This window comes from Mesorhizobium sp. M1163 (assembly GCF_040318415.1).
In the GTDB taxonomy this organism is placed as follows: Bacteria; Pseudomonadota; Alphaproteobacteria; order Rhizobiales; family Rhizobiaceae; genus Mesorhizobium.
Genome location: NZ_JAMYMF010000024.1, coordinates 23,512 through 50,194 on the forward strand (window position 1 = coordinate 23,512; position 26,683 = coordinate 50,194).

Annotated in this window: 27 protein-coding genes; 12 read left to right on the forward strand and 15 right to left on the reverse strand. The window is 62.9% G+C overall.

Going from position 1 to position 26,683, the window contains the following annotated elements; all coding sequences use genetic code 11:
* Window positions 1-131 precede the first annotated feature (131 nt).
* On the reverse strand, window positions 132-677 hold the full coding sequence (locus NKH43_RS21965) for a hypothetical protein (RefSeq protein ID WP_352859854.1): 546 nt from the start codon (window positions 675-677) through the stop codon (window positions 132-134).
* Entirely contained in the window at window positions 670-1,293 is a 624-nt protein-coding gene (locus NKH43_RS21970; RefSeq protein ID WP_352859856.1) for a CGNR zinc finger domain-containing protein, read from the reverse strand. The genes NKH43_RS21965 and NKH43_RS21970 overlap by 8 nt, the downstream gene beginning before the upstream one ends.
* Before the next feature lie 160 nt (window positions 1,294-1,453).
* Here NKH43_RS21970 and NKH43_RS21975 point away from each other — a divergent pair, with 160 nt between their 5' ends.
* The 5 genes from NKH43_RS21975 (at window position 1,454) to NKH43_RS21995 (ending at window position 6,613) form a co-directional block, all read left to right on the forward strand.
* Complete coding sequence (locus NKH43_RS21975; protein ID WP_352859858.1) at window positions 1,454-2,359, forward strand: branched-chain amino acid ABC transporter permease; 906 nt, start codon at window positions 1,454-1,456, stop codon at window positions 2,357-2,359.
* A 205-nt stretch (window positions 2,360-2,564) separates the two neighbouring features.
* A complete protein-coding gene (locus NKH43_RS21980) occupies window positions 2,565-3,149 on the forward strand; it encodes a TRAP transporter small permease subunit (RefSeq protein WP_023718051.1) in 585 nt (194 codons plus the stop codon).
* Window positions 3,149-4,921: a TRAP transporter large permease gene (locus tag NKH43_RS21985; protein ID WP_031193698.1), complete on the forward strand. Its 1,773-nt coding sequence runs from the start codon at window positions 3,149-3,151 to the stop codon at window positions 4,919-4,921. Before NKH43_RS21980 ends, NKH43_RS21985 begins: the two co-directional genes overlap by 1 nt.
* A 16-nt stretch (window positions 4,922-4,937) precedes the next feature.
* The gene (locus NKH43_RS21990) at window positions 4,938-5,963 is read left to right on the forward strand and encodes a zinc-dependent alcohol dehydrogenase family protein (RefSeq protein WP_023718053.1); all 1,026 of its coding nucleotides are present in this window, start codon (window positions 4,938-4,940) and stop codon (window positions 5,961-5,963) included.
* A gap of 275 nt (window positions 5,964-6,238) precedes the next feature.
* Window positions 6,239-6,613 (forward strand): VOC family protein, encoded by a 375-nt coding sequence (locus NKH43_RS21995; RefSeq protein ID WP_352484380.1) that lies wholly within the window; start codon window positions 6,239-6,241, stop codon window positions 6,611-6,613.
* A gap of 151 nt (window positions 6,614-6,764) precedes the next feature.
* Here the strand turns inward: NKH43_RS21995 and NKH43_RS22000 are convergent, their stop codons facing one another.
* Window positions 6,765-7,874, reverse strand: coding sequence for a TRAP transporter substrate-binding protein (locus NKH43_RS22000; RefSeq protein ID WP_023718055.1), 1,110 nt, complete (start codon window positions 7,872-7,874; stop codon window positions 6,765-6,767).
* A 285-nt stretch (window positions 7,875-8,159) separates the two neighbouring features.
* On the opposite strand from NKH43_RS22000, the gene NKH43_RS22005 reads away from it, so the two are divergent.
* Entirely contained in the window at window positions 8,160-8,933 is a 774-nt protein-coding gene (locus tag NKH43_RS22005; protein ID WP_352484379.1) for a gamma-glutamyl-gamma-aminobutyrate hydrolase family protein, read from the forward strand.
* Window positions 8,934-8,939: 6 nt separating this feature from the next.
* Here NKH43_RS22005 and NKH43_RS22010 read toward each other — a convergent pair whose 3' ends face one another.
* From NKH43_RS22010 to NKH43_RS22030, 5 genes are all read right to left on the reverse strand, one after another.
* Window positions 8,940-9,335 (reverse strand): hypothetical protein, encoded by a 396-nt coding sequence (locus NKH43_RS22010; protein WP_352484378.1) that lies wholly within the window; start codon window positions 9,333-9,335, stop codon window positions 8,940-8,942.
* A gap of 154 nt (window positions 9,336-9,489) precedes the next feature.
* Window positions 9,490-10,470: a 2-hydroxyacid dehydrogenase gene (locus NKH43_RS22015; protein ID WP_023718057.1), complete on the reverse strand. Its 981-nt coding sequence runs from the start codon at window positions 10,468-10,470 to the stop codon at window positions 9,490-9,492.
* A complete protein-coding gene (locus NKH43_RS22020) occupies window positions 10,467-11,489 on the reverse strand; it encodes a LacI family DNA-binding transcriptional regulator (RefSeq protein WP_023676245.1) in 1,023 nt (340 codons plus the stop codon). Before NKH43_RS22020 ends, NKH43_RS22015 begins: the two co-directional genes overlap by 4 nt.
* Before the next feature lie 68 nt (window positions 11,490-11,557).
* Window positions 11,558-12,442 (reverse strand): DMT family transporter, encoded by an 885-nt coding sequence (locus tag NKH43_RS22025; RefSeq protein WP_352859859.1) that lies wholly within the window; start codon window positions 12,440-12,442, stop codon window positions 11,558-11,560.
* Window positions 12,443-12,627: 185 nt separating this feature from the next.
* The gene (locus tag NKH43_RS22030) at window positions 12,628-13,035 is read right to left on the reverse strand and encodes a DUF2000 family protein (RefSeq protein WP_352859861.1); all 408 of its coding nucleotides are present in this window, start codon (window positions 13,033-13,035) and stop codon (window positions 12,628-12,630) included.
* Between the two features lie 51 nt (window positions 13,036-13,086).
* Between NKH43_RS22030 and NKH43_RS22035 the strand changes: the two genes are divergently transcribed.
* The gene (locus NKH43_RS22035; RefSeq protein WP_352859863.1) at window positions 13,087-13,959 is read left to right on the forward strand and encodes an AraC family transcriptional regulator; all 873 of its coding nucleotides are present in this window, start codon (window positions 13,087-13,089) and stop codon (window positions 13,957-13,959) included.
* Between the two features lies 1 nt (window position 13,960).
* On the opposite strand, the gene NKH43_RS22040 is transcribed toward NKH43_RS22035, so the two are convergent.
* Window positions 13,961-14,443, reverse strand: a complete 483-nt coding sequence (locus NKH43_RS22040; RefSeq protein WP_352454736.1) for a MarR family winged helix-turn-helix transcriptional regulator — start codon at window positions 14,441-14,443, stop codon at window positions 13,961-13,963.
* Between the two features lie 203 nt (window positions 14,444-14,646).
* On the reverse strand, window positions 14,647-15,369 hold the full coding sequence (locus NKH43_RS22045; RefSeq protein ID WP_352859864.1) for an intradiol ring-cleavage dioxygenase: 723 nt from the start codon (window positions 15,367-15,369) through the stop codon (window positions 14,647-14,649).
* Between the two features lie 200 nt (window positions 15,370-15,569).
* On the opposite strand from NKH43_RS22045, the gene NKH43_RS22050 reads away from it, so the two are divergent.
* Entirely contained in the window at window positions 15,570-16,631 is a 1,062-nt protein-coding gene (locus NKH43_RS22050) for a CobW family GTP-binding protein (protein WP_352859866.1), read from the forward strand.
* A 153-nt stretch (window positions 16,632-16,784) separates the two neighbouring features.
* Window positions 16,785-17,759, forward strand: a complete 975-nt coding sequence (locus NKH43_RS22055; RefSeq protein ID WP_352859868.1) for a WD40 repeat domain-containing protein — start codon at window positions 16,785-16,787, stop codon at window positions 17,757-17,759.
* Between the two features lie 4 nt (window positions 17,760-17,763).
* Here the strand turns inward: NKH43_RS22055 and NKH43_RS22060 are convergent, their stop codons facing one another.
* Entirely contained in the window at window positions 17,764-18,285 is a 522-nt protein-coding gene (locus NKH43_RS22060) for a hypothetical protein (RefSeq protein ID WP_352855778.1), read from the reverse strand.
* Window positions 18,286-18,374: 89 nt separating this feature from the next.
* Between NKH43_RS22060 and NKH43_RS22065 the strand changes: the two genes are divergently transcribed.
* The 3 genes from NKH43_RS22065 to NKH43_RS22075 all read left to right on the forward strand — a co-directional run bounded on the left by NKH43_RS22065 (window position 18,375) and on the right by NKH43_RS22075 (window position 22,002).
* Complete coding sequence (locus NKH43_RS22065) at window positions 18,375-19,757, forward strand: aspartate aminotransferase family protein (protein ID WP_352859870.1); 1,383 nt, start codon at window positions 18,375-18,377, stop codon at window positions 19,755-19,757.
* Between the two features lie 14 nt (window positions 19,758-19,771).
* On the forward strand, window positions 19,772-21,193 hold the full coding sequence (locus tag NKH43_RS22070; RefSeq protein WP_352859872.1) for a glutamine synthetase family protein: 1,422 nt from the start codon (window positions 19,772-19,774) through the stop codon (window positions 21,191-21,193).
* Between the two features lie 86 nt (window positions 21,194-21,279).
* Entirely contained in the window at window positions 21,280-22,002 is a 723-nt protein-coding gene (locus NKH43_RS22075) for a UdgX family uracil-DNA binding protein (RefSeq protein WP_280940411.1), read from the forward strand.
* A 1-nt stretch (window position 22,003) separates the two neighbouring features.
* On the opposite strand, the gene NKH43_RS22080 is transcribed toward NKH43_RS22075, so the two are convergent.
* From NKH43_RS22080 to NKH43_RS22095, 4 genes are all read right to left on the reverse strand, one after another.
* The gene (locus NKH43_RS22080; protein ID WP_352859873.1) at window positions 22,004-23,269 is read right to left on the reverse strand and encodes a glycerate kinase type-2 family protein; all 1,266 of its coding nucleotides are present in this window, start codon (window positions 23,267-23,269) and stop codon (window positions 22,004-22,006) included.
* 199 nt (window positions 23,270-23,468) lie between these two features.
* Window positions 23,469-23,975: a heme-degrading domain-containing protein gene (locus NKH43_RS22085; protein WP_352859875.1), complete on the reverse strand. Its 507-nt coding sequence runs from the start codon at window positions 23,973-23,975 to the stop codon at window positions 23,469-23,471.
* Between the two features lie 74 nt (window positions 23,976-24,049).
* On the reverse strand, window positions 24,050-25,363 hold the full coding sequence (guaD, locus tag NKH43_RS22090) for a guanine deaminase (RefSeq protein WP_352859877.1): 1,314 nt from the start codon (window positions 25,361-25,363) through the stop codon (window positions 24,050-24,052).
* Window positions 25,360-26,577 carry a urate hydroxylase PuuD gene (locus NKH43_RS22095; RefSeq protein ID WP_352859879.1) on the reverse strand — a complete coding sequence of 406 codons (1,218 nt, stop codon included), beginning with the start codon at window positions 26,575-26,577 and terminating at the stop codon, window positions 25,360-25,362. Before NKH43_RS22095 ends, guaD begins: the two co-directional genes overlap by 4 nt.
* Between the last annotated feature and the right edge of the window lie 106 nt (window positions 26,578-26,683).

Below are 26,683 nucleotides of genomic sequence, written 5' to 3' on the forward strand. Positions count from 1 at the left end.
AACAAAATCGAAGCCGCCAGGCGGTCCGCAACAAATCATCAACGCCGCGCCCGCCGGCGTAAGAAACCGCGCGTCGGCTGTTTTCGACAGCAATAAAATTCCGGCGCCATCCCATGCCGTCGAAAAATGCGTCAGAGACCTTTCGAACAGTCGGGCTTAGGTTCGTTCGGCAACTTGCCGTCCGGGTGGCCGGCAAGGTCCGGATTGGGCGTATAAAGCTGATCGATGACCAGCGGCCGGTCGGGCAGGACGGACTGGTCCTCCGTCGACATCAGAGTGGTGTCGATCTTCTGGAGGATCGTGCCGTCAGCGTCCTTGATGTTGATCGCGATCGCGTAAGGCTTGTCCTTGACGACGCATTGAAGCGCCGGACTCTCCAGCGTCACCTTGTCGAGCTTCGGCCAGATTTTCTGCTCGACTGCCAGCGGCTCGCCGCCGGCCGGGTTTTGGAAGCTGGCGACCGCGACCTGCCCCTCCCCCATCGGCCGCAACGGCCGCAGCGTAACGAGGTAGGTCGCCCTGGCGAGGCGATAGTTGAACACGAATATCTTGCCTGAAATCTCGAACAATTTGCCATCGCCGTTGTCGTCCGTGCCCGTCTCGCGACAGGCGCCGAGCGCTGCAGCCACAATCAGCGCAACCCCGACAACGATCGAACGCGAAAACAGCCTAGCCATTCTGGACCTCGCCATTCTGGACCCCGTTCGCCGCCGTCCGGCGGCGATAGTGACGGTTTGCCTTCTGGCGGTTGCCGCATACCGCCATGTCGCACCAAAGGCGGCTGGAATTGCGGCTTCGGTCGACAAACAGCCAGCTGCAGTTCGGACATATCCTCAGCCTGGCGATGGTGTCGCCGCGCAGCAGCGACAGCGCCGAGACGGCCAGCGCCACCTCAAAGGCGATAGGCGTCGCCGGGTCGCCGAACGGTGTTCCAAGCGTCCCGATTTCGGTGCGGCCATGGGCGAGGCCGTCGGCGCAGGCTTCCAGGAATTCAGGCATGTCGGCGGTGGCGATCGCACCTTTCGACACCGCGCGGCGAAACAGCCGATCGGTGGTTTCGCGGATCGACAGTACCACCGGCGCGATCTTGTCCGGCGACGGGGCCTCCAGCCGCCTGCCGCCGAGCTCGGCGGCGCGAAAGCCGCTGGCGGCTTCGGCAAAGCGGGCAATCTCGGCGGGATCGTCGAAACGGTCGAAGATTTTCTCCGGATGGTGCCGCAGCACAACGGTGTTCGCCGTGTCGAGCGCAAGCATGCCGCCGGTGAAGCGGTGCGGAGTCCAGGATACCGTCATGCGATGAAATCTAACCGATAAATCGCATTTGACAAGTTAGATTCCGAGTGCAACGCTCTTCACGGCTGCGAGCGCCGCGGCTTGTAGCACTTTGATTTTGTGCATGATCCCAGCGAAAGTCGATTTCCGATTATTCGGAGCCATGCACCGAGGATTTTGCATGCTCTATTTCTTCCAGCAGGTTCTGAACGGGCTGCATTCGGGCGCGCTCTACGCACTGCTTGCCTTCGGCTATGTGCTGACTAACGGCATCCTGCACCGCACCAATCTTGCCTATGGCGCGCTGTTCGCCTTTTGCGGGCAAACGATGATCCTCACCGCGGCATTCGGCTATCAGGCACTGTGGCTGACGCTGCTTGCATCGGTCGCGCTCGGCATAGTTGCGGCGTTTCTCTACGCGGCGCTGATCAGCCACGTTCTGTCACGAAGCATCTTCGAACCCTTGGCCGACCGCTCGCCCAATGCGATCGTGGTGACAACGCTCGGTATATTGCTGGTCTTGTCGGAAGCCAGCCGCATCGCCGCCAACACCCACGATCTGTGGTTGCCACCGATGCTGGCCCAGACCATCGTCTTCGCGCAGAGTGCCAGCTTCAAGGCGACGTTGACGCTGATCCAGTTGCTCGATTGCGCTGCCGTGCTGGCGGCCATTGCGCTGGCTGCGTGGGGGTTCACACATTCGAGCTTCGGCCGCAGTTGGCGCGCCGTTTCCGACGATCCCAAGGCTGCTGCGATGTGCGGTGTCGATGTCCGCGCGGTGTTTCGGCGTGCCGTGCTTTTCGGCGGCCTTTGCGCTGCGCTGGCCGGCGTGCTCGCCGGCTTCTACTACGGCAACATCAGCTTCGGCACCGGCCTGGTCTACGGGTTGAAGATCCTGTTCGTGACGGCAGTAGGCGGCTATCTTTCGCCGCTGCGGGCGGCACTGGGCGCCGCCGCTTTCGGCATGGCCGAATCGCTATGGGCCGGCTACTTCCCGCTCGAATGGCGCGATGCCTGGATGTACCTGTTCCTCGTCACCATGCTTGTGCTGATCGGCGCTGGCCGCGACCAACAGAAGATTGCCTGAGCCGCACCCGACTTTGGTTGGATGAAAGAGCCGCATGTCCGTGGACATGCAAAGGACGCGGCAGCTTTTTTGCCGGCCGTCACCTCACAACTGTGTTTATGCGGGCTGGCCCGTGTTGACCCGCCGGACCACGCACTGCATACCGTTGGTCCACAGCGGCGCAACGGACAGGGAACCGCCGCGCTCTGACACAAGGGAGGAATGCATGGCAGGGCTTCTCGCTCTTTCCAGAACCATTGACCGTTTGAACGAATTCATCGGCAAATGGGTATCGTGGCTGATCCTGCTGGCAATTCTGGTAAGCGCCGCCAACGCCGTCATCCGCAAGCTGTTCGACATGTCCTCGAACGCCTGGCTGGAATTGCAGTGGTATCTGTTCGGCGCCGCCTTCATGCTGGCCGCCGCCTACACGCTGAAGCAGAACGACCATATCCGCATCGATATCGTCTACGGCATGTTCTCGCGCCGCGTGCAGCACTGGATCGACCTTTTCGGTCACGTCTTCTTCCTGATGCCGTTCGTGACATTGATGGTGGTCTATTTCGTTCCCTATGTGTCGCTGTCGTATCGCAGCGGCGAGATGTCGAACAATTCCGGCGGGCTGATCATCTGGCCGGCGAAGGCGATCCTGCTGGTCGGCTTTTTCCTGCTTGCGCTGCAGGGCATTTCCGAAATCATCAAGAAAATCGCCATCATGCGCGGTCATATGGACGATCCCACTCCATTCATATCGGTGCATGAACAGGCCGAGCTAGAAGCCAAGGCGCTCGTCGAAGAGGTGCGCTCGTGATCGAGTTCATCGCCCAGAACATGGCGCCGATCATGTTCGCCTCGCTGATCTTCTTCCTGCTGATCGGCTACCCCGTCGCCTTCTCGCTTGCCGCCAACGGCCTGATGTTCTTCTTCATCGGCGTGCTGCTGTCGCCCTATTCGGGCGGCTCGATCAACCTTGCATGGCCGTTGCTGCACGCGTTGCCGGACAATTTCTACGGCAGCCGGGTGATGTCGAACGACACGCTGCTGGCGATCCCGTTCTTCACCTTCATGGGCATCGTGCTCGAACGATCCGGCATGGCCGAAGACCTGCTCGACACGATCGGCCAGTTGTTCGGACCGGTCCGTGGTGGCCTGGCCTATGCCGTGATTTTCGTCGGCGCGCTGCTGGCCGCGACGACCGGCGTGGTGGCGGCTTCCGTCATTGCCATGGGGCTGATTTCGCTGCCGATCATGCTGCGCTACGGCTACGACCGGCGGCTGGCATCCGGCGTCATCGCAGCATCGGGCACGCTCGCCCAGATCATCCCGCCGTCACTGGTGCTGATCGTGCTGGCCGACCAGCTCGGCCGCTCGGTCGGCGATATGTACAAGGGGGCGCTGATCCCCGGGCTCATTTTGACCGGCATCTACATGCTCTACATCCTGCTCATGTCGATCGTCCGGCCGAAGTCGATGCCGGCACTGCCGCTGGAGGCCCGCACGCTCGGCCACGGTGTGCTGTCGCTGCTGGCGGCGCTGCTGGCGGCGGTGGTGGTTTCCTATGCCGCGTATCGCTACCTCGCGCCAAACCATGGCGGCAATGCCGATATCCTCGGCGCCACCATCGGCGTGATCTTCATCTATGTCGTGGCGATCATCGACCAGCGCCTGAAGATCAACCTGATGTCGAGGTTGGCACAGCAGGTGATCATCGTGCTGATCCCGCCGCTGGCGCTGATCTTCCTGGTGCTGGGTACCATTTTCCTCGGCATCGCCACGCCGACGGAAGGCGGCGCCATGGGCGCCGTCGGCGCGCTGGCGATGGCGGCGATGAAGGGGCGGCTGTCGCTCGACGTGGTCAAGCAGGCGCTGGCCTCAACGACGCGGCTGTCGTCCTTCGTGCTGTTCATCCTGATCGGCGCGCGGGTGTTCTCGCTGACCTTCTACGGCGTCAATGGCCACATCTGGGTCGAGCACCTGTTGACGTCGCTGCCGGGCGGTGAAGTCGGTTTCCTGATTGGCGTCAACATCCTCGTCTTCGTGCTCGCCTTCTTCCTCGATTTCTTCGAGCTCGCCTTCATCATCGTGCCGCTTTTGGCGCCGGCGGCCGACAAGCTCGGCATCGACCTGATCTGGTTCGGCGTGCTGCTCGGGGTTAACATGCAGACCAGCTTCATGCATCCACCGTTCGGCTTCGCGCTGTTTTATCTGCGCTCGGTCGCCGCACGCGTGCCCTATCTCGACCGGCTCACCGGCAAACAGATCGCGCCCGTCACCACCGGGCAGATCTACTGGGGCGCAGTGCCGTTCGTCTGTATCCAGGTGATCATGATCGGCCTGACCATCGCCTTCCCGCAGATGGTGATGCACTACAAAGGCGCCGTCGTCGATCCAGCGACGATCGACATCAAGGTGCCGGAGATGCCCAGCCTGTCGCCGCTCGGCACGCCGCCGGCCGGTGGCAGCACGGCACCCGCTGCGCCCGGCGCGCAGGACCTGTCGCAGCCGCCAAGCTTCGACGAAAAGCCGCCCGCGAAACCGGCGGCACCGGCAACCGATCTGTCGCAACCACCGAGTTTCAATTGACGAAGGCCCGGCAGCCATGAAGGCGGTGCGACTGGAGCGAGTGGGCGGCCTCGCCGTGTGCGAGGTCGAGAAACCGACTGCCGGACCGGATGAGCTGCTGGTGCGGATCGAGGCGTGCGGCGTCTGCGGCACCGACCGGCATCTTTTCCATGGCGAATTCCCGTGCACGCCGCCGGTGACTCTCGGCCATGAATTCTCCGGCATCGTCGAGGCGATCGGACCTGCCGTATCCGGCTTTGCCGTCGGCGACCGCGTCACCGGCGATCCCAACATCGCCTGCGGCCGGTGCGCGCATTGCCAGGCCGGCCGGGTCAACCTCTGCGGCAATCTGCGTGCCATCGGCATCCATCGCGATGGCGGCTTTGCCGAATATCTTGCCCTGCCGCAGAAACAGGCTTTCGTCCTGCCAGGCGATCTGACGCCGACGCATGGTGCGTTCTGCGAGCCGCTCGGCTGCTGCCTGCATGGCGTGGACCTTGCCGCGATCAGACCAGGTTCGTCGGTTGCCGTGCTCGGCGGCGGCGTGATCGGCCTGCTCACCGTTCAACTGGCAAAGCTCGCCGGTGCGACGACCATCATCCTGTCGACGCGCCAGGCCTCGCGGCGCGCCCTTGCCGAGGAACTTGGCGCAACGGCGACGGTCGATCCCAGTGCTTCCGACATCACCGACGCGATCGTCGGCCGGTCGGGTTTGATGCCGGGCGGCGTCGACGTGGTGTTCGAATGCGCCGGCGTGAAAGACACCGTCGAGCAGGCGATGCGGCTGGCCAAGGCGGGCGGCACAATTGTCGTCGTCGGCGTCATGCCGCAAGGCATGAAAGCGGCGTTCGAACCGTTCGACCTGCTGTTCCGCGAGTTGAAGGTCCTGGGCTCCTTCCTCAATCCCTTTACCCATCGCCGGGCCGCCGATCTCATCGCCTCGGGTGCGATCGAGGTAGACCGGCTGATATCGCGACAAGTCGACCTCGACGAGGCGGTGGCGATCATTGCCAACCCGTCGGCACCAGGTGAGGTCAAGGTCCTGGTAGTGCCTCAGGGCTGATCGATCGGGCCCGTTGCCACCGGCGGGGCGACCGGTTACAGAAACTACGCCGAAAAAGACATTGCCGGTTCGGTAGTCCGGCTCTTCCCGTCCTGAGCACGATGCTCGGGGAAGCCTGTTCGCCACATTACTTGTGGGAGAACCCGCGGCCGGCAAGCGAGGCGAAACTCGCGAGCCGGTCGGGTCACGTCCGGATTTTCGGATGTAGCGGTCCCGCCGGTTTGCGCTCTTCGGTCGAAGCCTGTCCGCATTCAACCCGTGGCAGGAGACGCATCATGAAACTGAACCACATAAATCTCGTCACCACCGAAGTTGCCGGCCTTGCCCGCTTCTTCACCAGCCATTTCGGCTTTGAATTTGTCGCCGTGCGCGGCAAGGACGCCTTCGCGGTTCTGCGTGGCATCGATGGCTTCATCCTCAATCTGATGAAGCCGGGGAAAGGCGAGCCCGCCAGCTATCCGGACGGCTTTCACGTTGGCTTCTTCGTCGGCAAGCCGGAGTTTGTGCATGCAAAGCGAGCCGGGCTTGCCGATGCCGGCCTGCAACCGGGCGAGGTCCAGCAGCTAATGCGCGGCCGCATCCAGTCGACGACGTTCTATTGCCATGCGCCGGGTGGAGTACTGGTCGAAGTCAGTGCGTCCGAAGGCTGACAGGGAAGGACCGCGGGGCGTGGCTCGCGGTCCTATGACGAGATCCATCAAACGCCTGGGAGCGGAATGCATTCAAACCAAACGGGACATCCGCTTTGTTTTAGCCCTTTTCTGCGACGCCGAGTGGAGCCACTCGGCGTCGCAGAATATTCTAGAGCTTGCCGTTGCGCTGCTGGACCATCATGAAGGTGTCGTAATTGTACTCGGCCACCTGCGCCCAGAGATAATGCTCCTTGCGGAACGCCTTGATCGAGTCCCAGATCTTCTTGAACGGCGCGTTCGAGGCTTCCATCTCGGCATAGACTTCGTTGGCCTTTTCGAAACAGGCGGCCATGATCTCCTGGCTGAACGGGCTCAACTTGGCGCCGCCGGCAACCAGCCGCTTCACCGCCGCCGGGTTGAGGTAGTCGTATTTCTGCAGCATGTTGGCGTCGGCCGCTTGGGCGGCAGTGTGCACCAGCGACTTGTAAGCCGGCGAAAGTTCGTCGTATTTCGCCTTGTTGAACATCAGATGGACGGTCGGTCCACCTTCCCACCAGCCGGGATAGTAGTAATAGGGCGCAACCTTGTAGAAGCCGAGCTTCTCGTCGTCGTAGGGGCCAACCCATTCGGCGGCGTCGATCGTGCCTTTTTCCAGCGCCGGATAAATGTCGCCACCGGCGATCTGCTGCGGAACTACGCCGAGCCTTTGCACCACTTTGCCGGCAAAACCACCGATACGCATCTTGAGGCCGGAAAGGTCGGCGACCGTTTTGATCTCCTTGCGGAACCAGCCGCCCATCTGCACGCCGGTATTGCCGCCCGGCAGCCCGAACAGACCCTGCGTCGCCAGGAACTCGTTGAACAGATCGATGCCGCCGCCATGATAGTGCCAGGCGTTTATGCCGCGCGCGTTGAGCGAAAACGGAACCGCCGCCCCCAGCGCCCAAGTCGGGTCCTTGCCCCAGTAATAGTATGCCACCGTATGGCAGGCCTCGACGGTGCCGGCAGTGGTGGCGTCGGCGGCCTGCAGGCCGGGAACGAGTTCGCCGGCGGCGAAGACCTGGACCTGGAAGTTGCCGTCGGTCGCCTCCGACAGCATCTTGGAAAACACTTCGGCGCCACCATAGATCGTATCGAGCGACTTCGGGAAGGACGACGCCAGCCGCCAGGTCACTTTCGGGTTGGACTGGGCGATGGCCGGCGCAGCAAGTGTCGCGGCAGCGGCCGCGGCGCCGAAACCGGTGGTGCCGGCCTTGCGGATGAACGAACGACGATCCATGAAGTTCCTCCCTTTTGGATCAACTGACCGACATTCGGGACGCTTCGGGGCCCGGATCGGCTTCGAGCCCGACAATACACAGGCAAGGAGTCGAGTCCAGCGTGGCAGCCCGGTTTGAGTGGCGCATTTCGGGGAAATTCACGGCGTTGGGGCAGATCTTGCAACTATAGTCTAAGGTCGATTAACTGGCCTACGCGACACGCCGAAACTTGCCATGGAAATGCGCCTTCGGATCGCCTATTTTGCAGGCAGATAATTCGTTGCACCCGATGGGATCCGGACCAAATGCACCAGCCGCTCGTCGCCATATCGACCGACGTCCGCCAGTTCGACAATTACATCTGGCATGCCGCGCCACAGCAATATCTTGAAGCGGCGCTTTCGGGTGCAGGCGTGTTCCCGCTGCTGGTACCGTCCTTCGGCGACCGGCTCGACTTCGATGAACTGCTTTCCGCCGTCGACGGCGTCATGGTCACCGGTTCGAAGTCCAACGTTCATCCCTCGCTCTATGGCGGTGACGCCAGCGAAGCCAATGGTCCTTACGACTCCGCCCGCGACGCGACGACGTTGCCACTGATCCGCCGGGCGGTGGAGCGCGGGGTACCGCTGCTCGCCATCTGCCGCGGAATCCAGGAGATGAATGTGGCACTGGGCGGCACGCTGGCGACCGAAATCCAGGAACGCGTCGGTTCGCTCGACCATCGTGCGCCGGCAAGCGACAATCAGGACGAACGCTTCGCCATCCGCCAGAGCGTGTCGATAAAACCCGGCAGCTGCCTGGCCGGGGTCTTCGGCGCCGGCGACATCCTGGTCAATTCGGTGCATCGCCAGGCCATCGATCGGCTTGGCCCGAAGCTGCAGGTCGAAGCGGTCGCCGCCGACGGCACTGTCGAGGCGGTTTCGGTCAAGGACGCCCGCGCCTTCGCTGTTGGCGTGCAGTGGCATCCAGAGTACTGGGTCGAATCTGACAACATCTCGGCAAAGATTTTCCGCGCCTTCGGCGACGCTGTACGTCTGCATCAGGCGGCGAAATCGGGCGCGCGCGCAGCGGCAGAATAGCGCTCGTCAGTTGCCGGCCGACGCCAGCGATAGCAGCGGCAGCGCCGGCGCGTAGGATTCGTAACCGTCGCCATCGGCGACTGAGAACATGACGATTGGATCGGTGCCGTTGGCGCTGAATGTGACCGTGCCGTCATTCTGCTCTCGCCAGAACTTCGCCTGCTCGACACCGGGCAACACCCGGCGGCAATTCGCGGCGACCGTCAACAGCGACAAGCCTTGCGAAATCTCGGCGCCACGGCTGACCGCACAAGACGCCTCGTCACCATGGGCTACCAGCCGGTAGTTGCCGGATGAAGGTGGTGACTCACTGGCTGCACGGCTTTCACCGCTACCGGCATAAAACAGCTGGACGCTGCCGAACAGCACAGCAACCGCCATCAATGCAGGAAGCGTTTTCATCCTGTTTCTCCGCGCATTTCAAGCGCGCCGCGTTCGAAGAGATCAGGAGGCGCGCTTCATCTTGCTGTCATGTGCTGTCAGGCGGACAGACACTAGGAAGGGACCAGAATGATTCCGAAGGGTTAAGCTGAAGTTAATAGATATGGCAGCCCGCTTACGGCCTTGCCTTGACATTTGCCGTCTCCGGCACCGGCGTCAGTGCCTTGCGCTGCGAAAACCACGAGACCAGATTGTCGACGCATAGGTCCGCCATGGCGCGGCGGGTGTGCTGCGAGGCGGAGCCGACATGTGGCAAAAGCGAGGTGTTGGGCGCGGCAAGCAACGCCGCTGGCACATTCGGCTCGTCGGCAAAGACGTCTAGCCCGGCAGCGGCGATGCTGCCGCTGGCAAGTGCGGCGGCAAGGGCTGGCTCGTCGACCGTGCTGCCCCGGCCGATATTGACGAAGACGCCGTTCGGCCCAAGAGCCGAGAGGATTTCGGCATTGACTGCCCTTTCCGTCGCGGCCCCGCCGGGCGCCACCGAGATCAGTGTGTCGACCGCCTCGGCGAGACCTTTCAGCGTCGGGTGATAATCATAGGACAGGCCTTCGACGCGGCGCCGGTTGTGGTAGGCGATGGGCAGCCCGAAAGCGTCGAGCCGGCGGGCAATGGCGAGGCCGATGCGGCCCATGCCAAAGATACCGACATGGCGCCCGCGCAGGGTCAGCCGGCTCAGCGGATAGTTGCCTTTGCGCAGCCAACTTCCGTCGCGCAGCCAGGCCTCGGCGCGCGGCAGTTCGCGGATGGTGTTGATCAGCAAGCCGAGCGCCGTATCGGCGACCTCTTCGGTCAGCACATCCGGGGTGTTGGTGACCATGATGCCGCGCTGTACGGCGTGGCGGACATCGACAGAATCATAGCCGACGCCGAAATTGGCGATGATCTCGAGCTTTGGCAGCGCGTCCATCAACGCGGCGCTTATGCCGCCGAAGGCGGCTATGCCGCGCACCGTACGGCGCATGTCGTCGGTGACCAGCGACGGATCGGCGCCTTCGATCCGGACGCGGCTGAACGCCCCGTCGATGCGGCCGACCGCATGGTCGTTGAACTGGCCCGGCACCAGAATGGCGACAGCTTGCTGTTCGGTTTTTGTCATGCACGTTCCACCGGTTTGCCGGTCGACTGGCGCACATGCAGTTCCGGCTTGATCAGTTCCTGCGACGGCCGCACCGTCTGTCCGTTGAGTTTGTCGAGCAGCGCGCTGGCGGCGCGGCGGCCAACCTCGCGCTGGCCGTTCCAGACCGTGGTCAGTGCCGGCGTCGCGATCGCCGCTTCCTCGAGGTCGTCATAGCCGGTAACGGAGATGTCGATGCCCGGCACCAGCCCCGCGCGCGCAATGCCGTTCATCAGGCCGATGGCGACGAGGTCGTTCCAGCAGCAGGCCGCGGTAGGCCTGTCTTTCAGCGCCAAGAACTGCCCGGCAGCCTCGAAGCCGGCCTGCTTGGTGCGCGGGCCGGCGATACGCCATGACGGCCTGACCTCGAGCCCTGCCGCCTCCATGGCGTTGACATATCCCTGATAACGGTCGCGGCCGGTCGACGTCTGGTCGGTACCGCCGATCATGGCGATGCGCTTGTGGCCAAGCGAGATCAGATGATTGGTAGCAAGCCCGGTGCCATAGGCATCGTCGCCGCGAAACACCGGCACGTCGGCACCTTCGACGGTGCGTGCAATCAGCACTGCCGGGAGACCGTTCTCCTCGGCCATGATTATGTCTTCGGGCGGCGTGCCGATGGCCGGCGACATGATGACGCCATCAGCGCCGAGCTGCAGAAGCGTGTCGATGAAGGTGCGCTGTTTCTCGAGTTGGTCGTAGTGGTTCGACAGGATGAAGGTCTGCCGGCTGCGGTCGAGTTCGCTCTCGATCGAACGCAGTATCTCGGCAAAGAACGGGTTCATGATGTCGTGGACGACGACGCCGACAATGCCCGAGCGTGAGGTGCGAAGGCTGGCGGCGCGGCGGTTGTAGATATAGCCGATGGCGCGTGCATGTTCCTTGATACGGTCGCGGGTGCCGCCGGCGACCAGCGGGCTGTCGCGCAAGGCCAGCGAGACCGTGGCCGTGGACACGCCGAGCGCATCCGCGATGGTCGAAAGCTTGATCTTCTGTGCCAGCGCCCTGCGCTCCCGAAGCAATTTAAACTGTTTAAAGGCCGGCTCTTATGCCATCGATCCCGAGCAAATCAAAGTTTTTTTGCCAGCGCTTCCGCCTCCGCGTCCAGCGTCGCGCGGTTGTGCAAGCGAAGCCGGTGCTCGCGGTGGACGATGTAGAGGCCGCTGGCGACGATGACGGTGGCACCGACCAGCGTCCAGCGGTCGGGAAACTGGTTGAAGACGATCAGGCCGGAGATGATCATCCAGATCATCTGCGAATAGGGACAGGGAGCCAGGGCCGTGGTGGTGGCAAGGCGATAGGCCTGCACAAGAAGCCAATGGCCGATGGCGCCGAAGACGCCAAGCATCAGCAATATGAACCAGTGCCAGCCATCCTGCGGCAGCGAAAGCGAAAACGGCAGTGTCGGCAGCAGCAGCACGGCCGGCGCCAGCGCCGAAAACAGGATGAGACTTTCCGAGGTTTCCGTCGCCGACATACGGCGCGTCATGATGACGTAGAAACTGTTCGATAGCATCGAGCCGAGCGCAAAGAGATGGCCGACGCCAAAAACCCCGATGCCCGGCCGGGTGATGATGAGGACGCCGACAAAGCCGCTCATGATCGCCAGCCAGCGCCGCCAGCCGGCCCATTCGCCGAGCAACGGACCGGCAAGCGCGGTGATCACCATCGGGCCGAAGAAGTAGATCGAGGTGGTTTCCGCCAGCTGCAGCGTCCGCAGCGCCAGAATGTTGAACATGGTCGATCCGAACAGGAGCAGACCGCGCGTGAGATGCGCCGGCAGGTTGGCGGGACGAAAACGCAACGGCTCACGCCATCCGCGCAGAAAGACGCCGACAAGCAGGACATGGACCGCGAAGCGGGTCCAGGCGACGATCAGCGCCGAGACGCCAGCCAGCACAAGGTACTTGCTGCTGGTGTCGAGGAAGGTGAAAAACACATAGACGGAAAGCATGCACAGGATCGCCGCCGGCGACGTCGCGCTTTCGTCTTGTCTTGGGGGAGCATTCAATTTCAGGCCGGACGGGAAGCAAGGCAGTCCCTCACCAATGCGGGAATTGTCGCCAGCGGGCAAGCCAAAAGAGGCTGGCACACCGACAGGCGACGACAGGCTCAGTTTTGTTCCTGGTGGCCGGAGAGTCAGGTGTGCATGCGGGCACCCTTGGTGATCTTGTCGACGAGCTTCTTTTCGGCGCGAAGCGCGATGCCGACCACCTTGGCATCCTCCGGCGCAAATTCGGCAAAGACGGCACGGTTGGCCAGATCGTACCCAGTCGAAAACATTTCCTCGACATAGAGCGAAACCGTCACACCACGCTCCAGCGCCCGCCGCTGGATCGTTCCGAGCGCCTGGCCGCCTGCCGAAAGCACGATGACCGGCTGGATCGATAGCGGGTTGTAGATATTGCCGGCGCGGTCACGGTAGGGCTCGCCGATGAGGTCGGGAAACTGCGCGACGATGCCGCTGGTCAGAAAGGCGGTGACGTTGAGCTTCTGCCAGACGGGAAGATCGTCCCTGAGCACGATTGCAAATTTCGTATCGAACATGCGACAGTTTCCAATCCGAAAGGGGGCCAATCCGAGGCTGCGAGTGAAGCGATGCCGCACGGTCTAGACGGGGAAGCCTTTCAGGGTCTTGGACGTTTGTGCGTGGATGCAGCCGAGAACTGCATCGTATCGGCACCCGGTACTGCCGGCATGGAACGCATCGAGGCCCGGTTCCACGGCAACGCCTTCGATCTCCATCGCCACGACACCTATGCAATCGGGGTGACGCTTTATGGCATACAGAGCTTCCGCTATCGCGGCGCGACGCATCAGAGCCTGCCTGGCCAGATCATTATCCTTCATCCCGACGAAATGCACGATGGCGGCGCCGGCACCGAAGACGGCTTGCGATACAGAATGCTGTATTTGGAGCCATCCCTGATGCTCGATTGCCTCGGCGGCGGGTCACTGCCGTTTGTCGGGGATGCCGTGATGACAGACCGCGATTTCCGCGCGACGCTGCTTTCGGCGCTCGGGCCGCTGGATCAGGAATTGGACGAGCTGTTTGTCGTCGATTTCATAACGCAGCTGATGCAAAGCCTGGCCCGGCATGCCGGTCAACCGGCGAAACCGATAGCGAAAATGGCGTGGCGTGCCGCCAGTCTGGCGCGCGACTATCTGGAGGAAAATGTCGCGCGGATTGTACGTTCGGATGAATTGGAGGCGATCACCGGGTTGGACCGTTATGCCCTGTCGCGGCATTTCCGCGCCACCTTCTCGACCAGCCCGCACCGGTTCTTGTTGATGCGCCGGCTTCAGCGAGCCCGTCGGATGATTGAAGCCGACGAGCCGCTGGCGCAAATCGCCATCGCAGCCGGCTTCAGTGACCAAAGCCATTTCAATCGGCATTTCAAGAAGGCGTTCGGCGTCACACCGGGACGCTGGTCGGCACTGACGCGGCGGCCATCAGCGGCGAACGCGTGACCTATTCAAGGATCTTGTCTTCGATGTCCAGTTCGTCATCCGGGAGCACCATTTCGCCGTTCGAAAGGTTCGCCTCGACACGGGCTAGCAGCTTAAACAGTGCTTTCTGATCTTTTTTGTCGAGACCCTTCAATGCCTGCTTTTCGGTCTTCTTCACCGATTTCTCGATGGCGTGGATGATTTCGCGGCCGGTGTCGGTGAGGAAAATATGCGCCTGGCGGGCATCGGCGGAAGAGGCGCGCTTTTCCAGAAAACCCTGCGCCTGCAGCCGGTTGATGGTCTTGGTGATGGTCGGCGGACGCACGCCGAGGCGGCCGGCAAGATTGCCGGGCGTCTGCCCGTCCTCGCGGTCGAGCGCCAGCATGATCTGGTCCTGGCCGGCATAGAAGCCATGCGCCAGAAGCCGGGCGGCGAGCGCCGTGCGCGCCAGCCGCGCCGCCGAATGCAGCCGGCTCATTGTTGCAGTCTTGTCCGCCTTGGCCATGCTCATCCCTCCTCGGCCGAACCGGTGCGAACAGCATAGAAGCAGGCCGCCGATTGGCAATGACGATCGAAAACATTCCGGCTCGGAAAATAGCTTTGCCGGCAAGCATCGCAGTGTTCGCCGTGGCTAATGCCAGATGTTTATTTCAGTTAGATGACAAACGACTTTCCGCGACGGCTGGATGGCGACGTGACGAGGTGTTCTCAACCGGCCCTCACCGCGACCACCATCAAGGCCTGATAGGCGTCCGCCATTTCCCGCAGCGCTGCCTGCGACGGCGGCCCGGCCTGCCGCGCAATGCCGTCCCGCGTGTTCGATGTATCGCGTTTGCCGGGGCGATCGTTATAGGGCGCGACGGTGGCGAATATCTGCTCGCTCAAGTTGTCGGGGAAGAACATCTGGCCGGTCATCGCGGAGCGTTCGTCGGGGAAGATCTTGAAATGGATGTGGGTGGTGCGGCCGCGATACCAGCCGGGATAGATGGTGGCGAAAGAAGCGATGCCGCTTTCATCGGTTCTCTGCCAGCCGCGCAGAAAGCTCTGGCCGGACGTGTCGATATCCTGCCCGTCGCCCTGTCCGGGATAGCCGGAATAGGCGCCCTGGGCGTCGCAATGCCAGATATCGACGCGTGCGCCGGGAAGCGGCCGGCAGGCGGCGTCGACGATTTGCAGCCGCACATTGAGGGCGATGCCTTTCTTGCCATCGGTGATATCGGCGCGTTCAAGCTTCGGGTCGAAATAGAATGGTCCTTCGGTGACCTCGGGCGTGATGGCGCAGACGCCGGCACCGGCTTCGAACAAAGCAAGCCCGGCATAGGGCGAGACCAGCCCGCCCCTTGCGCCGGCGGGCAGGAATATGCCGCCAGCGGTAACCGCAACGAGACCGAGCGCCTGCCGACGGCTTAATGGCAAGGACTTGTCGGACATCTGGCGCCTCTTCAGTGCGAACAGCCCCCGTAGATGATCCTCGGCTTATCTAGGCCCTACCGCCAGCCCGCGCCAATGAAAGTTAGGCAATGTGATGAAAGTTCGGCAATACCGGCCTCTCTTTGGCCCACCGGTTTGCCTCGTGCAAAAGCCGAGTACACATCCTATATGGAGCCGACAATCCCTATTCGAGGCACAATATGAGCGACGCACAGACGCAGATCCCCGTAACCGTCCTCACCGGCTATCTCGGCGCCGGCAAGACGACACTGCTCAACCGCATCCTTTCGGAAAACCACGGCAAGCGCTACGCCGTCATCGTCAATGAATTCGGCGAGATCGGCATCGACAACGAGCTGATCGTGGAATCCGACGAGGAAATCTACGAGATGAACAATGGCTGCGTCTGCTGCACCGTGCGCGGCGACCTGATCCGCGTCGTCGAAGGCCTGATGCGCAGGCCCGGCCGCTTCGACGCCATCGTCGTCGAGACCACCGGCCTCGCCGATCCCGTGCCGGTAGCACAAACCTTCTTCATGGACGACGACGTGCGTTCCAAGACCAGGCTCGATGCGGTGGTGGCGCTGGTCGACGCCAAGCACCTGCCGCTGCGCCTCACGGATTCCCGCGAGGCCGAGGACCAGATCGCCTTTGCCGATGTCGTCGTGCTCAACAAGACCGACCTGGTCACCCCCGAAGAGCTGAGCAAGGTGGAGGCGACGATCCGCGCCATCAACCCGGCGGCACGCATCCATCGCACCACACGCGCCGGCGTGGCGCTGTCCGAGGTGCTCGATCGCGGTGCGTTCGACCTGTCCCGGGCGCTGGAGAACGATCCGCACTTCCTCGAGGCGCATGACGATCACGACCATCATGATCATGATCACCATGATCACGAGGGCCATGATCATCACGATCATGACGGGCATGACCATCATCACGCGCACCCTTCCGACATCCATGATGTGACGGTGCAGTCGGTGTCGCTGCGCGGCGGCGAGATGGACCCGAAAAAGTTCTTCCCGTGGATCGAGAAGGTCACCCAAATGGAAGGCCCGAACATCCTGCGGCTGAAAGGTATCATCGCGCTGAAAGGCGATGACGAGCGCTATGTCATCCAGGGCGTGCACATGATCATCGAAGGCGACCACCAACGCGCCTGGAAGGACGGCGAGAAGCACGAGAGCCGGCTGGTGTTCATCGGCCGCGAACTCGACGCCGAGCGGCTGAAGACAAGCTTCCAGGCCTGCCACGCCGCTTGATTTAGCTGCCCTTTCCCCCTTCTCCCCTTGTGGGAGAAGGGGCGCCCGCAACGCTGGCGCTCTCTCCTCACGACGATCCGAAGCACGGGTTGAGACCCGCAGCTCAACCCCTTAAGGGTGGGGCAGCAGAAATCTCGAACGGAATGGTCTCTCATGCCGACAGTCGCCCCGCTCGATCTCGAAGGCCACTGCCTCGCCGCCGTGTTCCTTGGCGACGTGCCGCATTTCGCGCTGGCCGACGGCACAATCCATCGGCTCGACCATGGCCACAAGACGGTGCAGGCCAATGACGGGCTGCTCGCCGCCCTTCACGATGGCGCAAACGACCGGCTGATCACCGGCGGTGAGGACGGCAAGATCTTTGCCGTGACCGCAGGCGGCAATACTGCGGAATTGGCGACCGCAGGCAAAAAATGGATCACCAGCGTCGCCGCCGGGCCGCAAGGCGCTGTTGCCTATGCTTCGGGCAAAATGGCCTATGTGCGTTTTGCTGACGGCAAGACCAGGGAATTCTCGCATCCGCGCTCGGTCGAGGGGCTGGCCTTCTCGCCCAAGGGCATGCGCTTCGGCGTTGCCCGCTACAATGGCGCGACGCTGCATTTCCCGGCCGCCGACGGCAAGCCGGTCGAGCTCGAATGGGCCGGCGCCCACACCGGCATCACGTTTTCGCCGGACGGCGGCTTCGTCGTCACCACAATGCAGGAAAACGCGCTGCATGGCTGGAAACTCGCCGACGGCAAGCACATGCGGATGTCCGGCTATCCCGGCAAGGTCAAAAGCCTGTCGTGGAGCGCCAAGGGCAAATGGCTGGCGAGTTCCGGCGCGTCGGCGGCGATCGTCTGGCCGTTTTCGGGCAAGGATGGGCCGATGGGCAAGGCGCCGCTGGAACTCGGCACGCGCGGCAATGCGATGGTCACCTCCGTCGCCTGCCATCCGAGCCAAGATGTAGTGGCGATAGGGTATGATGACGGCATGGTGATGGCGGTGCGCTTCGCCGACGCCAGGGAAGTGCTGTTGCGCCGGCCAGGCAAGGGCGCCATCACATCGATGATGTGGGACAAGGAAGAGCGCCGCGTCGCGTTCGGCAGCGCCGCCGGCGATTGCGGCGTCATCGACATTTCCGCCTAGCCCGTTAGTCGGCTCCGCAAGATACTTTGCCGGTCAATTCAGCCGGCTTGCCGTCCTTTTCGGCATCGGCCGTTACATCATAGATTGAGAGCAAATAGCGGCCGTCAAAGACGCCTTCGTCGCTGGCCTTGGTCAGGATCGCCAGTTCGACATAGCCGTAGGCGTTTTCGACCTGCCGTTCGCGATAGACGAGCAGCCGCAATTCCTTGTTGTCGAGCCAATATTGCGTGAGGTTCTGATCCTCGAACACAGTCTTGCGCAGACTGTCGCCGGCTGGCCTGCCCAGAATTTCGAGCTCGCCGCGAAAATTGAAGGTCGGCCCACCCATGCCTCTGGTGACCCCGGCATCGACCTCAAATTTGACGGCTGCATCCTCGGCGGAACACCAGATGCCGCCGGATGCCAAAGCCGCACCAACCGACGACAGCAGCGTTGCCGCGCAGATGATCGCCCGCACCATCGTGTCCCCTCCAGCCGAAGTGCCATTGGCGCCCGAAGGCGGCTCGCGGTCAAGCGCCTGTTCCATTCAAATGACCGCTGACCCAACACAGGGCAGCCGCCCGCCAATTGCGGTGGCGGATGCCGATTGTCTAAAGTGCGGCGGAGAGGGCCGCCATGAACGTCATCGACCATTCAAAGACCTCCATCGGCGGCATCGGCCCGGCCCGGATTGCCGAGTTGCGCGAGACCGAGGCAGAAGCCTTCCGCCAGGCGCGGCCGAAATCGATGGCGAAAATCGGCAATGGCCTGCCCGGCTTCTTCGGCGGCGTGCCGATGCACTGGATGAACGACTGGCCGACGCCGTTCCCGATCCTCGTTGATAAGGCCAAAGGCGCCACCATCAGAGATATCGACGGCAACCGGCTCGACGATTTCTGCCTCGGCGACACCGGCTCGATGTTCGGTCATTCGCCGTCGCCGGTCGCCCGCGCCATCCGCCGGCAGGCCGGACGCGGTCTGACCTACATGCTGCCTGCCGAGGACGCGCTCGCCATCGGCCCGCTGCTGCAACAGCGCTTCGGTCTGCCGTTGTGGCAGATCGCGACGACGGCAACCGACGCCAACCGCTTCGCGCTGCGGGTTGCCCGTGCCGTTACCGGCCGGGAGAAGATCCTGGTCTTCAACGGCTGCTATCATGGCTCGGTCGACGAGACGATGGTCCGGCTGGTCGACGGCAAAGCGGTGAACCGACCGGGACTGGCCGGCGAATTCCGCGACCTGACGCGGGCAACTGATATCGTCGAGTTCAACGATCTGCCGGCGCTTGAGGCCGCACTTCAGGGCAACGATGTCGCCTGCGTCATCGCCGAGCCGGTGCTGACCAATTCCTGCATGGTGCTGCCCGAAGCCGGCTTTCATGACGGCTTGCGGCGTCTCACCCGTGCGACCGGCACGCTGCTTCTAATCGACGAGACGCATACGATCTCGACCGGTCCCGGCGGCTATACAAGCAAATACGGGCTGGAGCCGGACCTGTTCGTGCTCGGCAAGCCGATTGCCGGCGGCATACCGGCGAGTGTGTGGGGCATGAGCGAAGGCGTTGCGGCGCGCTATGCCGCTTATATCAGCCGGAAAGAGCCCGGCTATTCCGGCATGGGGACAACGCTGTCGGCCAATCCGCTGCAATTCGCGGCGATGCGTGCCACGCTCGAAGACGTCATGACCGACGAGAACTACAGCCATATGGACCATCTGGCGCGGCGGCTCGACGCCGGGCTGACTGCCGTTATCGATCGCTATCGCCTGCCCTGGCATGTTGCTCGGGTCGGCGCCCGCGTCGAGTTCATCTGCGCGCCAGGCCCGCTGAGGAATGGCGGCGAAGCCGAGAGGGCGCATGCGCCGGAGCTCGAAGCGGCGATGCATGTCGCGCTGGTCAATCGCGGCGTGCTGATCGCACCGTTCCACAATATGATGCTGATCTCGCCGGCAACTCGCGCCGCCCAGGTGAACCGGCTGATCACCGCCTTCGGCGCGGTTGCGGCAAAGCTTACGGCATGAGACAAGCTGGCAGCATGAAACAAGCGCCCAAGCAAAGTTTGAACCTGGTCACGGCATCCCCTTCGGGCTCGACGCCCGCCGAGGCGCAGGCCTTTCTCGACGCCCATCCGGAGATCGAAGCGTTCGACATCGTGCTGACCGACGCCAATGGCGTGGGGCGCGGCAAGATCGTGCGCCGACATGAGTTGATGAGCATCTTCGAGGGCGGCCGGCACATGCCGATCTCGATCCTCGGCCTCGACATCACCGGCGAGGATGTTCACGAGACCGGGCTGATCTGGACGACCGGCGACGGCGACCTGCGGGCGTGGCCGATCCCCGGCACGCTGGTGCCGCTGTTCGGCACCCAGCCGCCGCGCGGCCAGGTGTTGATGGCAATGTACCATCTCGATGGCCAGCCGATGTCGTCCGACCCGCGGCTGGCGCTCGCCCGCCAGGTAGATATCCTCGCGGCCAAGGGCCTGCATCCGGCCGGCGCCTTCGAGCTCGAGTTCTTCCTGCTCGCCAATGAGCGCGATGCCGAAGGCAAGGTGCAGCCGGCGCATGCGGTGCTCGACGGCCGCCGCTCGGCCAAGACAGAGGTCTATTCCGTCGACCATCTGCACGGCATGGAGCCACTGTTTTCCGACATCTATGCTGCAGCCAAGGTGCAAGGCATCCCGGCCGAGACGGTCATTTCCGAATATGCGCCGGGCCAGTACGAACTGACGCTCAATTACCGCAAGGACGTGATGCGGGCGGCTGACGATCTCGTCATGCTCAAGCGTCTGGTGCGGGCGCAGGCGCGCCGTCATGGTGTCACCGCTTGCTTCATGGCCAAGCCGATCGAGAAATATGCCGGCTCGGGCATGCATTTTCATGTCTCGCTGCTGGACGATGCCGGCAAGAATGTCTTTGCCGAAACCGGCGGTGAAAGCTGGTCGCTGCCGCTGCTGCGCGGCCTCGGCGGACTGATCCAGACGATGGCAGAATCGATGCTGGTCTTTGCGCCGCACGCCAACTCGTGGCGGCGCTTCGTCTCGCAATCCTATGCGCCGGTGGCGCCGACCTGGGGCGTCAACAACCGTTCGGTGGCGCTGCGTGTGCCAGCCGGCGATGCCAAGAACCGCCGCATCGAGCACCGGCCATCGGGCGTCGACGCCAACCCTTATCTAGTCGCGGCAACGGTGCTGGCCGGCATCACTAGGGGTCTCGACGAAGGTCTTGACCCCGGCCCTGAAACCACCGGCAATGGCTACGAATCCGCCGTCACGCGCACGACGATGCCGGTCGACTGGCGTGCCGCGATCGAGGCGGCAAGGGCGTCGACCTTCCTCAAGGGCGCATTGGGCGAAGACCTGCACCGGACATTCGTGGCGATCAAGCAGTCGGAATATCTGCGCGTGGCGCGCACGGTCAGCGAACTGGATTATCACCTCTATCTGCACGAGGTTTAGGGCTTCACATCGTCGGCCATCTGCCGGTGAAGGCCCATGCGGAATAATTTCAGCGGAACCTTCGGCGGGCTTTGCTCATTGCGTGTCTGATTGCAGGAGCGAACAAGGCCGCCTTAGTCATGATCGCCAGGATGCAGACAACCCCGACGCCGCACCATGCCAAGGTGCAGTCGAGAGGCTTGCCTGCAAGCAAGTCCCCGGACACGACAGAAATCGACGCCAGGACGATTCCTGAACTGCGCGAAACAGCCAAGATCTGCCGCCGCTGTCCGCTATGGCGCGATGCCACGCAGACCGTGTTCGGTGAGGGTCCTGATAAAGCCAAGGTGATCTTCGTCGGCGAACAGCCGGGCGACCAGGAGGACCTGGCGGGCAAGCCTTTCGTCGGTCCGGCCGGCAAGGTGTTCGACGCGATCCTGGATGATGCCGGCGTCGATCGGCTGAAAGTCTACGTCACCAACGCGGTTAAGCATTTCAAGTTCGAGCCGCGCGGCAAGCGGCGCATCCACTCCAAGCCGAATGCCGGCGAGGTGCAGGCTTGCCGCTGGTGGCTGGACAAAGAGATCGATCTGATCAAGCCCAACCTGGCGGTGGCACTCGGCGCCACTGCAGCGCAGGCGCTGCTCGGCAAGGTGGTGCCGATCATGAAGATGCGCGGGGCGGTAGTGGAGCGCGACGATGGCTTGCGTGTCTTCGTCACCATCCACCCGTCCTTCATTCTGCGCATTCGCGAGCCGGCGGACAAGCGGGCCGAACGCGAGCGGTTCCTGCAGGATATGAGAGCGGTGAAAAGGCTGATGGCGGCCTGAGCTATTTGATCAATATCGCCCGGAGATCGTTGATGTTTGTGCCGGTCGGACCGGGTACGAAAAGGTCATCTACGGCATTGAATGCCGTCCAGGCGTTGTTGCCGGCAAGCATGGCCTTGGCATCGACGCCCGCCGCGCGCATCCGCGAAACTGTCGAGCCGTCGGCGAAGGCGCCGGCATTGTCTTCCGAACCGTCAATGCCGTCGGTGTCGGCGGCCAGTGCGTGCACGCCCGCCATGCCGGTGATGCCGATGGCGAAGGCGAGCAGGAATTCCGAGTTACGGCCGCCTTTGCCTTTCGCGCGCAGGGTCACCGTCGTCTCGCCGCCCGACAGGATCAGCACCGGCTTTGCAAATGGCCGGCTGCGCGTCGCCACCTCGCGCGCGATTGCGGCGTGGATGCCACCGACCTCGCGTGCCTCGCCCTCGATGGAATCGGAGAGAATGACGGCCTGAATACCTCGGCGCTTCGCTTCGGCCGCTGCTGCTTCCAGCGAGACGCCGGCCGAAGCGATCAGATGCACCTCGTTGCCGATAAAACGCGGATCGTCCGGACGTGGCGCATCGGCCGCCGGCGACTTGATATGCGCCATGACCGAAGCCGGCAGCTTCATGCCATAGGCAGCGATCGACGCCAGTGCGTCCTCACGGCTGCCTATGTCCGGCACGGTCGGACCAGAAGCGACCAGAGCCGGATTGTCGCCCGGAATGTCTGATACCACCAGCGAGACCACCTTGGCCGGATATGCGGCGGCCGCCAGCCTGCCGCCCTTGATGGTGGAAAGGTGCTTACGGATCGTGTTCATCGCGGTGATCGGCGCACCGGAGGCGAGCAGCGCCTCGTTGACGGCGATCTCATCGGCCAGCGTCAGACCTTCGGCGGGTGACGGCAGCAGCGCCGAGCCGCCGCCGGAAATGAGCGCCACGACAAGGTCGTCCGCAGTCAGTCCCTGGACTTTTTCGAGCAGCCGTCGCGAAGCTTCCAGCCCGGCGGCATCCGGCACCGGATGCGCCGCCTCGATGATCTCGATGCGCCGGCAGGCCGCGCCATAGCCGTAGCGGGTGACGACCAAACCTTCGATCGGCCGGTCCCACACTTTCTCGAAAGCCGCCGCCATCTGCGCCGAGCCTTTTCCTGCACCGATGACGATCGTGCGGCCCTTCGGCCTTGCCGGCAAATGATTCTTGATCGTCCTCTGGGGATCGGCGGCGGCAACGGCGGCGTTGAAGATGGATATAAGGAAGGATTTCGGGTCGAGAATGGTCATACTGAGCTGCCACCGACGTTCTGCGAACTTCTGCGGCGTCTGCGTTGCCCCTCACCCTTACCCTCTCCCCGTCTAGAGACGGGGAGAGGGGGTCGCCACCCATCTATCAACTGGACACGCCAGCGTTGGAGCGCTTCCCTTCTCCCCGTCGCTACACGGGGAGAAGGTGCCGGCAGGCGGATGAGGGGCGGCGCCAACGTCACGATGTTGCTTCCGGCGGCAGGACCAACTCCTGGCTATCGACGCCCAAGTAGCTACACAGCGCATCGACGACCACGCCATGGTCCTCACGCTCCGGCAGGCCCGAGACGGCGATCACGCCGATGACACCGGCGCCCTTGACAGCGATGGGAAAGCCGCCGCCGGCCAGCACGTAGTCGACAATGTCCAGCCCCTCGCCAGGCTTGAAGCTGCGGTCGGGGCGCTGCTGCTCCAGCACCATGCGGTAGGTGCTTTTCAGGAACCGCCGCACGACGTTGATCTTGCGCCGCGCCCAGTCCGGATTGGAAGCGTTCGAGCCGGGCATTGCCGCATAGAACAGCGGCCGATCGAAGGTTCTGATATCGATGATGATCGGCAGGTTCTCGGTCAAAGCCCGGTCGCGGATCGCCGAGCCGATCTCGAAAGCGACAGCCTCGTCAAAGGCGGAGAAAACAAGCGCGGCTTCCTGTTTCTTGATCAGAGCGATGTCGTCCGCAACGGCCATGTCGTTCCCCTGTTAATCTCGTCGCAGGCTTTGGCCGATGGCTGCCGTTCGGTCAAGCCGGGACGCCGGACCAGCTAGGTCGCCATGTCCGCCTTAACTGCCCGACCGGCGACATAGACCTCGTGCACGGCGCGGTCGTCGCCTAGCGTCTGCAGCAGAAACAATTCCTCGGCGAGCGTGTCCGCCGTCTCCACCCGCAGCCGCATCGCCGGCGTGGCGCGGGCGTCGAGCACGACGATATCGGCGTCGCTGCCTTCCTCCAGAGTGCCGATCTTTTCCGCAAGCGACAAGGCCTCGGCATTGCCGCGGGTCAGTTGCCAGAATGACTGAAACGGATTGAGCTTCTCGCCATTCAGCGCGATCACCTTGTAGCCCTCGTCCATGGTGCGCAGCATCGAATAGTTGGTGCCACCGCCGACATCGGTGGCGGCGGCGATGCGGAGCGGCTTCTCGCGGCGGCGATAGCGCTGATAATCGAACAGGCCCGAGCCGAGAAACAGGTTGGAGGTCGGGCAGAACACCGCCACCGAGCCGCTATCCGAAAGCACATCCGCCTCGCGTTCCGACAGATGAATGCAGTGGCCGAACAGGCTTTTGCGGCCGAGCAGTCCATACTGCTCGTAGATGTCGGTATAGTCCCGCGTCTGCGGGTACAATTGCTGCGTAAAGGCGATCTCGGCGTGGTTTTCCGACAGATGCGTCTGCATATGCAAGTGCGGATATTCGCGGCAGAGCGCGCCCGCCGTTTCCAATTGCTCGGGTGACGAGGTGATGGCGAAGCGTGGGGTGATGGCATAGTGCTGGCGCCCCTTGCCGTGCCACTCCTCGATCAGCGCCTTGCTGTCGTCATAACCCGATTGCGGCGTGTCGAGCACGCCGTCCGGCGCGTTGCGGTCCATCATCACCTTGCCGGCGATGTTGAGCATGTTGCGGTCATGCGACTCGGCAAAGAACGCCTCGGCCGATTCCTTGTGTACCGAGCAATAGGCGGAGACAGTCGTCGTGCCATGACGCAATACTTCATCCAGGAACAGCCTAGCGATACGGCGGCCATGCTGAGCGTTCTCGAATTTTGTCTCTTCCGGAAAAGTGTAGGTGTTCAGCCAGTCGAGCAGCTCGGCGCCGAAGGAAGCGATGACCTGCATCTGCGGAAAATGCGCGTGCGCATCGATAAACCCGGGCAGCAGCAGATGCGGCCGGTGGTCGATCTTTTTCGTTCCCTCGCCCGCCTTTTTCTCGACCTCGGCATAGGCGCCCGCGGCAACGATCCTACCATCGCGGAGCAGCAGGCCGCCATCTTGCTCGTAGCGCCAGGCGGAATGGTCGTCGACGGTTTCGGGCCAGCGCAAAAACGACAGCGTGCGGCCGCGCAGGAGCGTGCTGGTCATTTCCTTGCGCCTTCGAACCATGCCACCAGCAGCGCCCGTTCCTTGTCGGTGATCTGGGTGACGTTGGCGGGCGGCATGGCGTGGCTGCGGCCGGCCTGCAGGTAGATCTCGCCGGCGTGCTCGGCGATGCCGGCATCGGTGTCGAGCATCACGCCCTTCGGCGCGTGGTAGATGCCCTCGTAGGACGGCTCCGCGGCGTGGCACATCGAACAGCGGCCAAGCACCGTATCGCGCACGGCAGGGAAATGCGCCGAGGCAACGTAGACCTGGGCCGCCGCCGACGCCTTCGCCTCGCCGGTCAGCAACTTCGGCACCGTCGACAGCCAGATAATGACCAAGAACAGCACGGCCGCCGCCAGCCAGGTCCAGGTCGGATTGCCTTTGCGCGCATGCCTGGTGTTGAAATAGTGCCGGATCAGCACGCCGATGATGAACACCAGCGAGGCGATGACCCAGTTGAACTCTGTCCCGAACGCCAGCGGATAATGGTTCGACAGCATCAGGAACAAAACGGGCAGCGTCAGGTAGTTGTTGTGCAGCGAGCGCTGCTTGGCGATCTTGCCGTATTTCGGATCCGGCTTACGGCCGGCGATCAGGTCGGCGACGACGATCTTCTGGTTGGGGATGATGACCATGAAGACGTTGGCCGACATGATCGTCGCGGTGATGGCGCCAAGATGCAGGAAGGCGGCGCGGCCGGTGAACAGGTGGGTCAGTCCCCAGGCCATGAATACCAGCACCCCATACAGCACCAGCATCAGGCCGGTGTCGCTGTTGCCGAGCGGCGAACGGCACAGGAGATCGTAGACCACCCAGCCGACGCCGATCGTCGCCAGCGACAGCAAGATGCCTGTAGGCACCGACATGGCAAGCACATTCGGATCGATCAGGAACAGGTCCGCCCCGGCATAATAGACCACGCACAGCATCGCGAAGCCTGACAGCCAGGTGGCGTAGGATTCCCACTTGAACCAGGTCAGGTGCTCGGGCATGTCGGCAGGTGCCACCAGATATTTCTGCACGTGGTAGAAGCCGCCGCCATGCACCTGCCATTCCTCGCCGAAAGCGCCTGCAGGCATGCCCGGGCGTTGGCGCAGGCCGAGGTCGAGCGCGACGAAATAAAAGGACGAGCCGATCCAGGCGATGCCGGTGACGACGTGCAGCCAGCGCACGGCGAAACTCAGCCAATCCCAGAATATCGCGAAATCCATCATGAAAAATCGTCCCTGCCGATCGACTGACTTTACGGACTGGAGCGCAAACGGAAAGGGCTGAGGTGCACGATGACTTTCAAAAAAAATTGGAAAATACTAGGCTGAT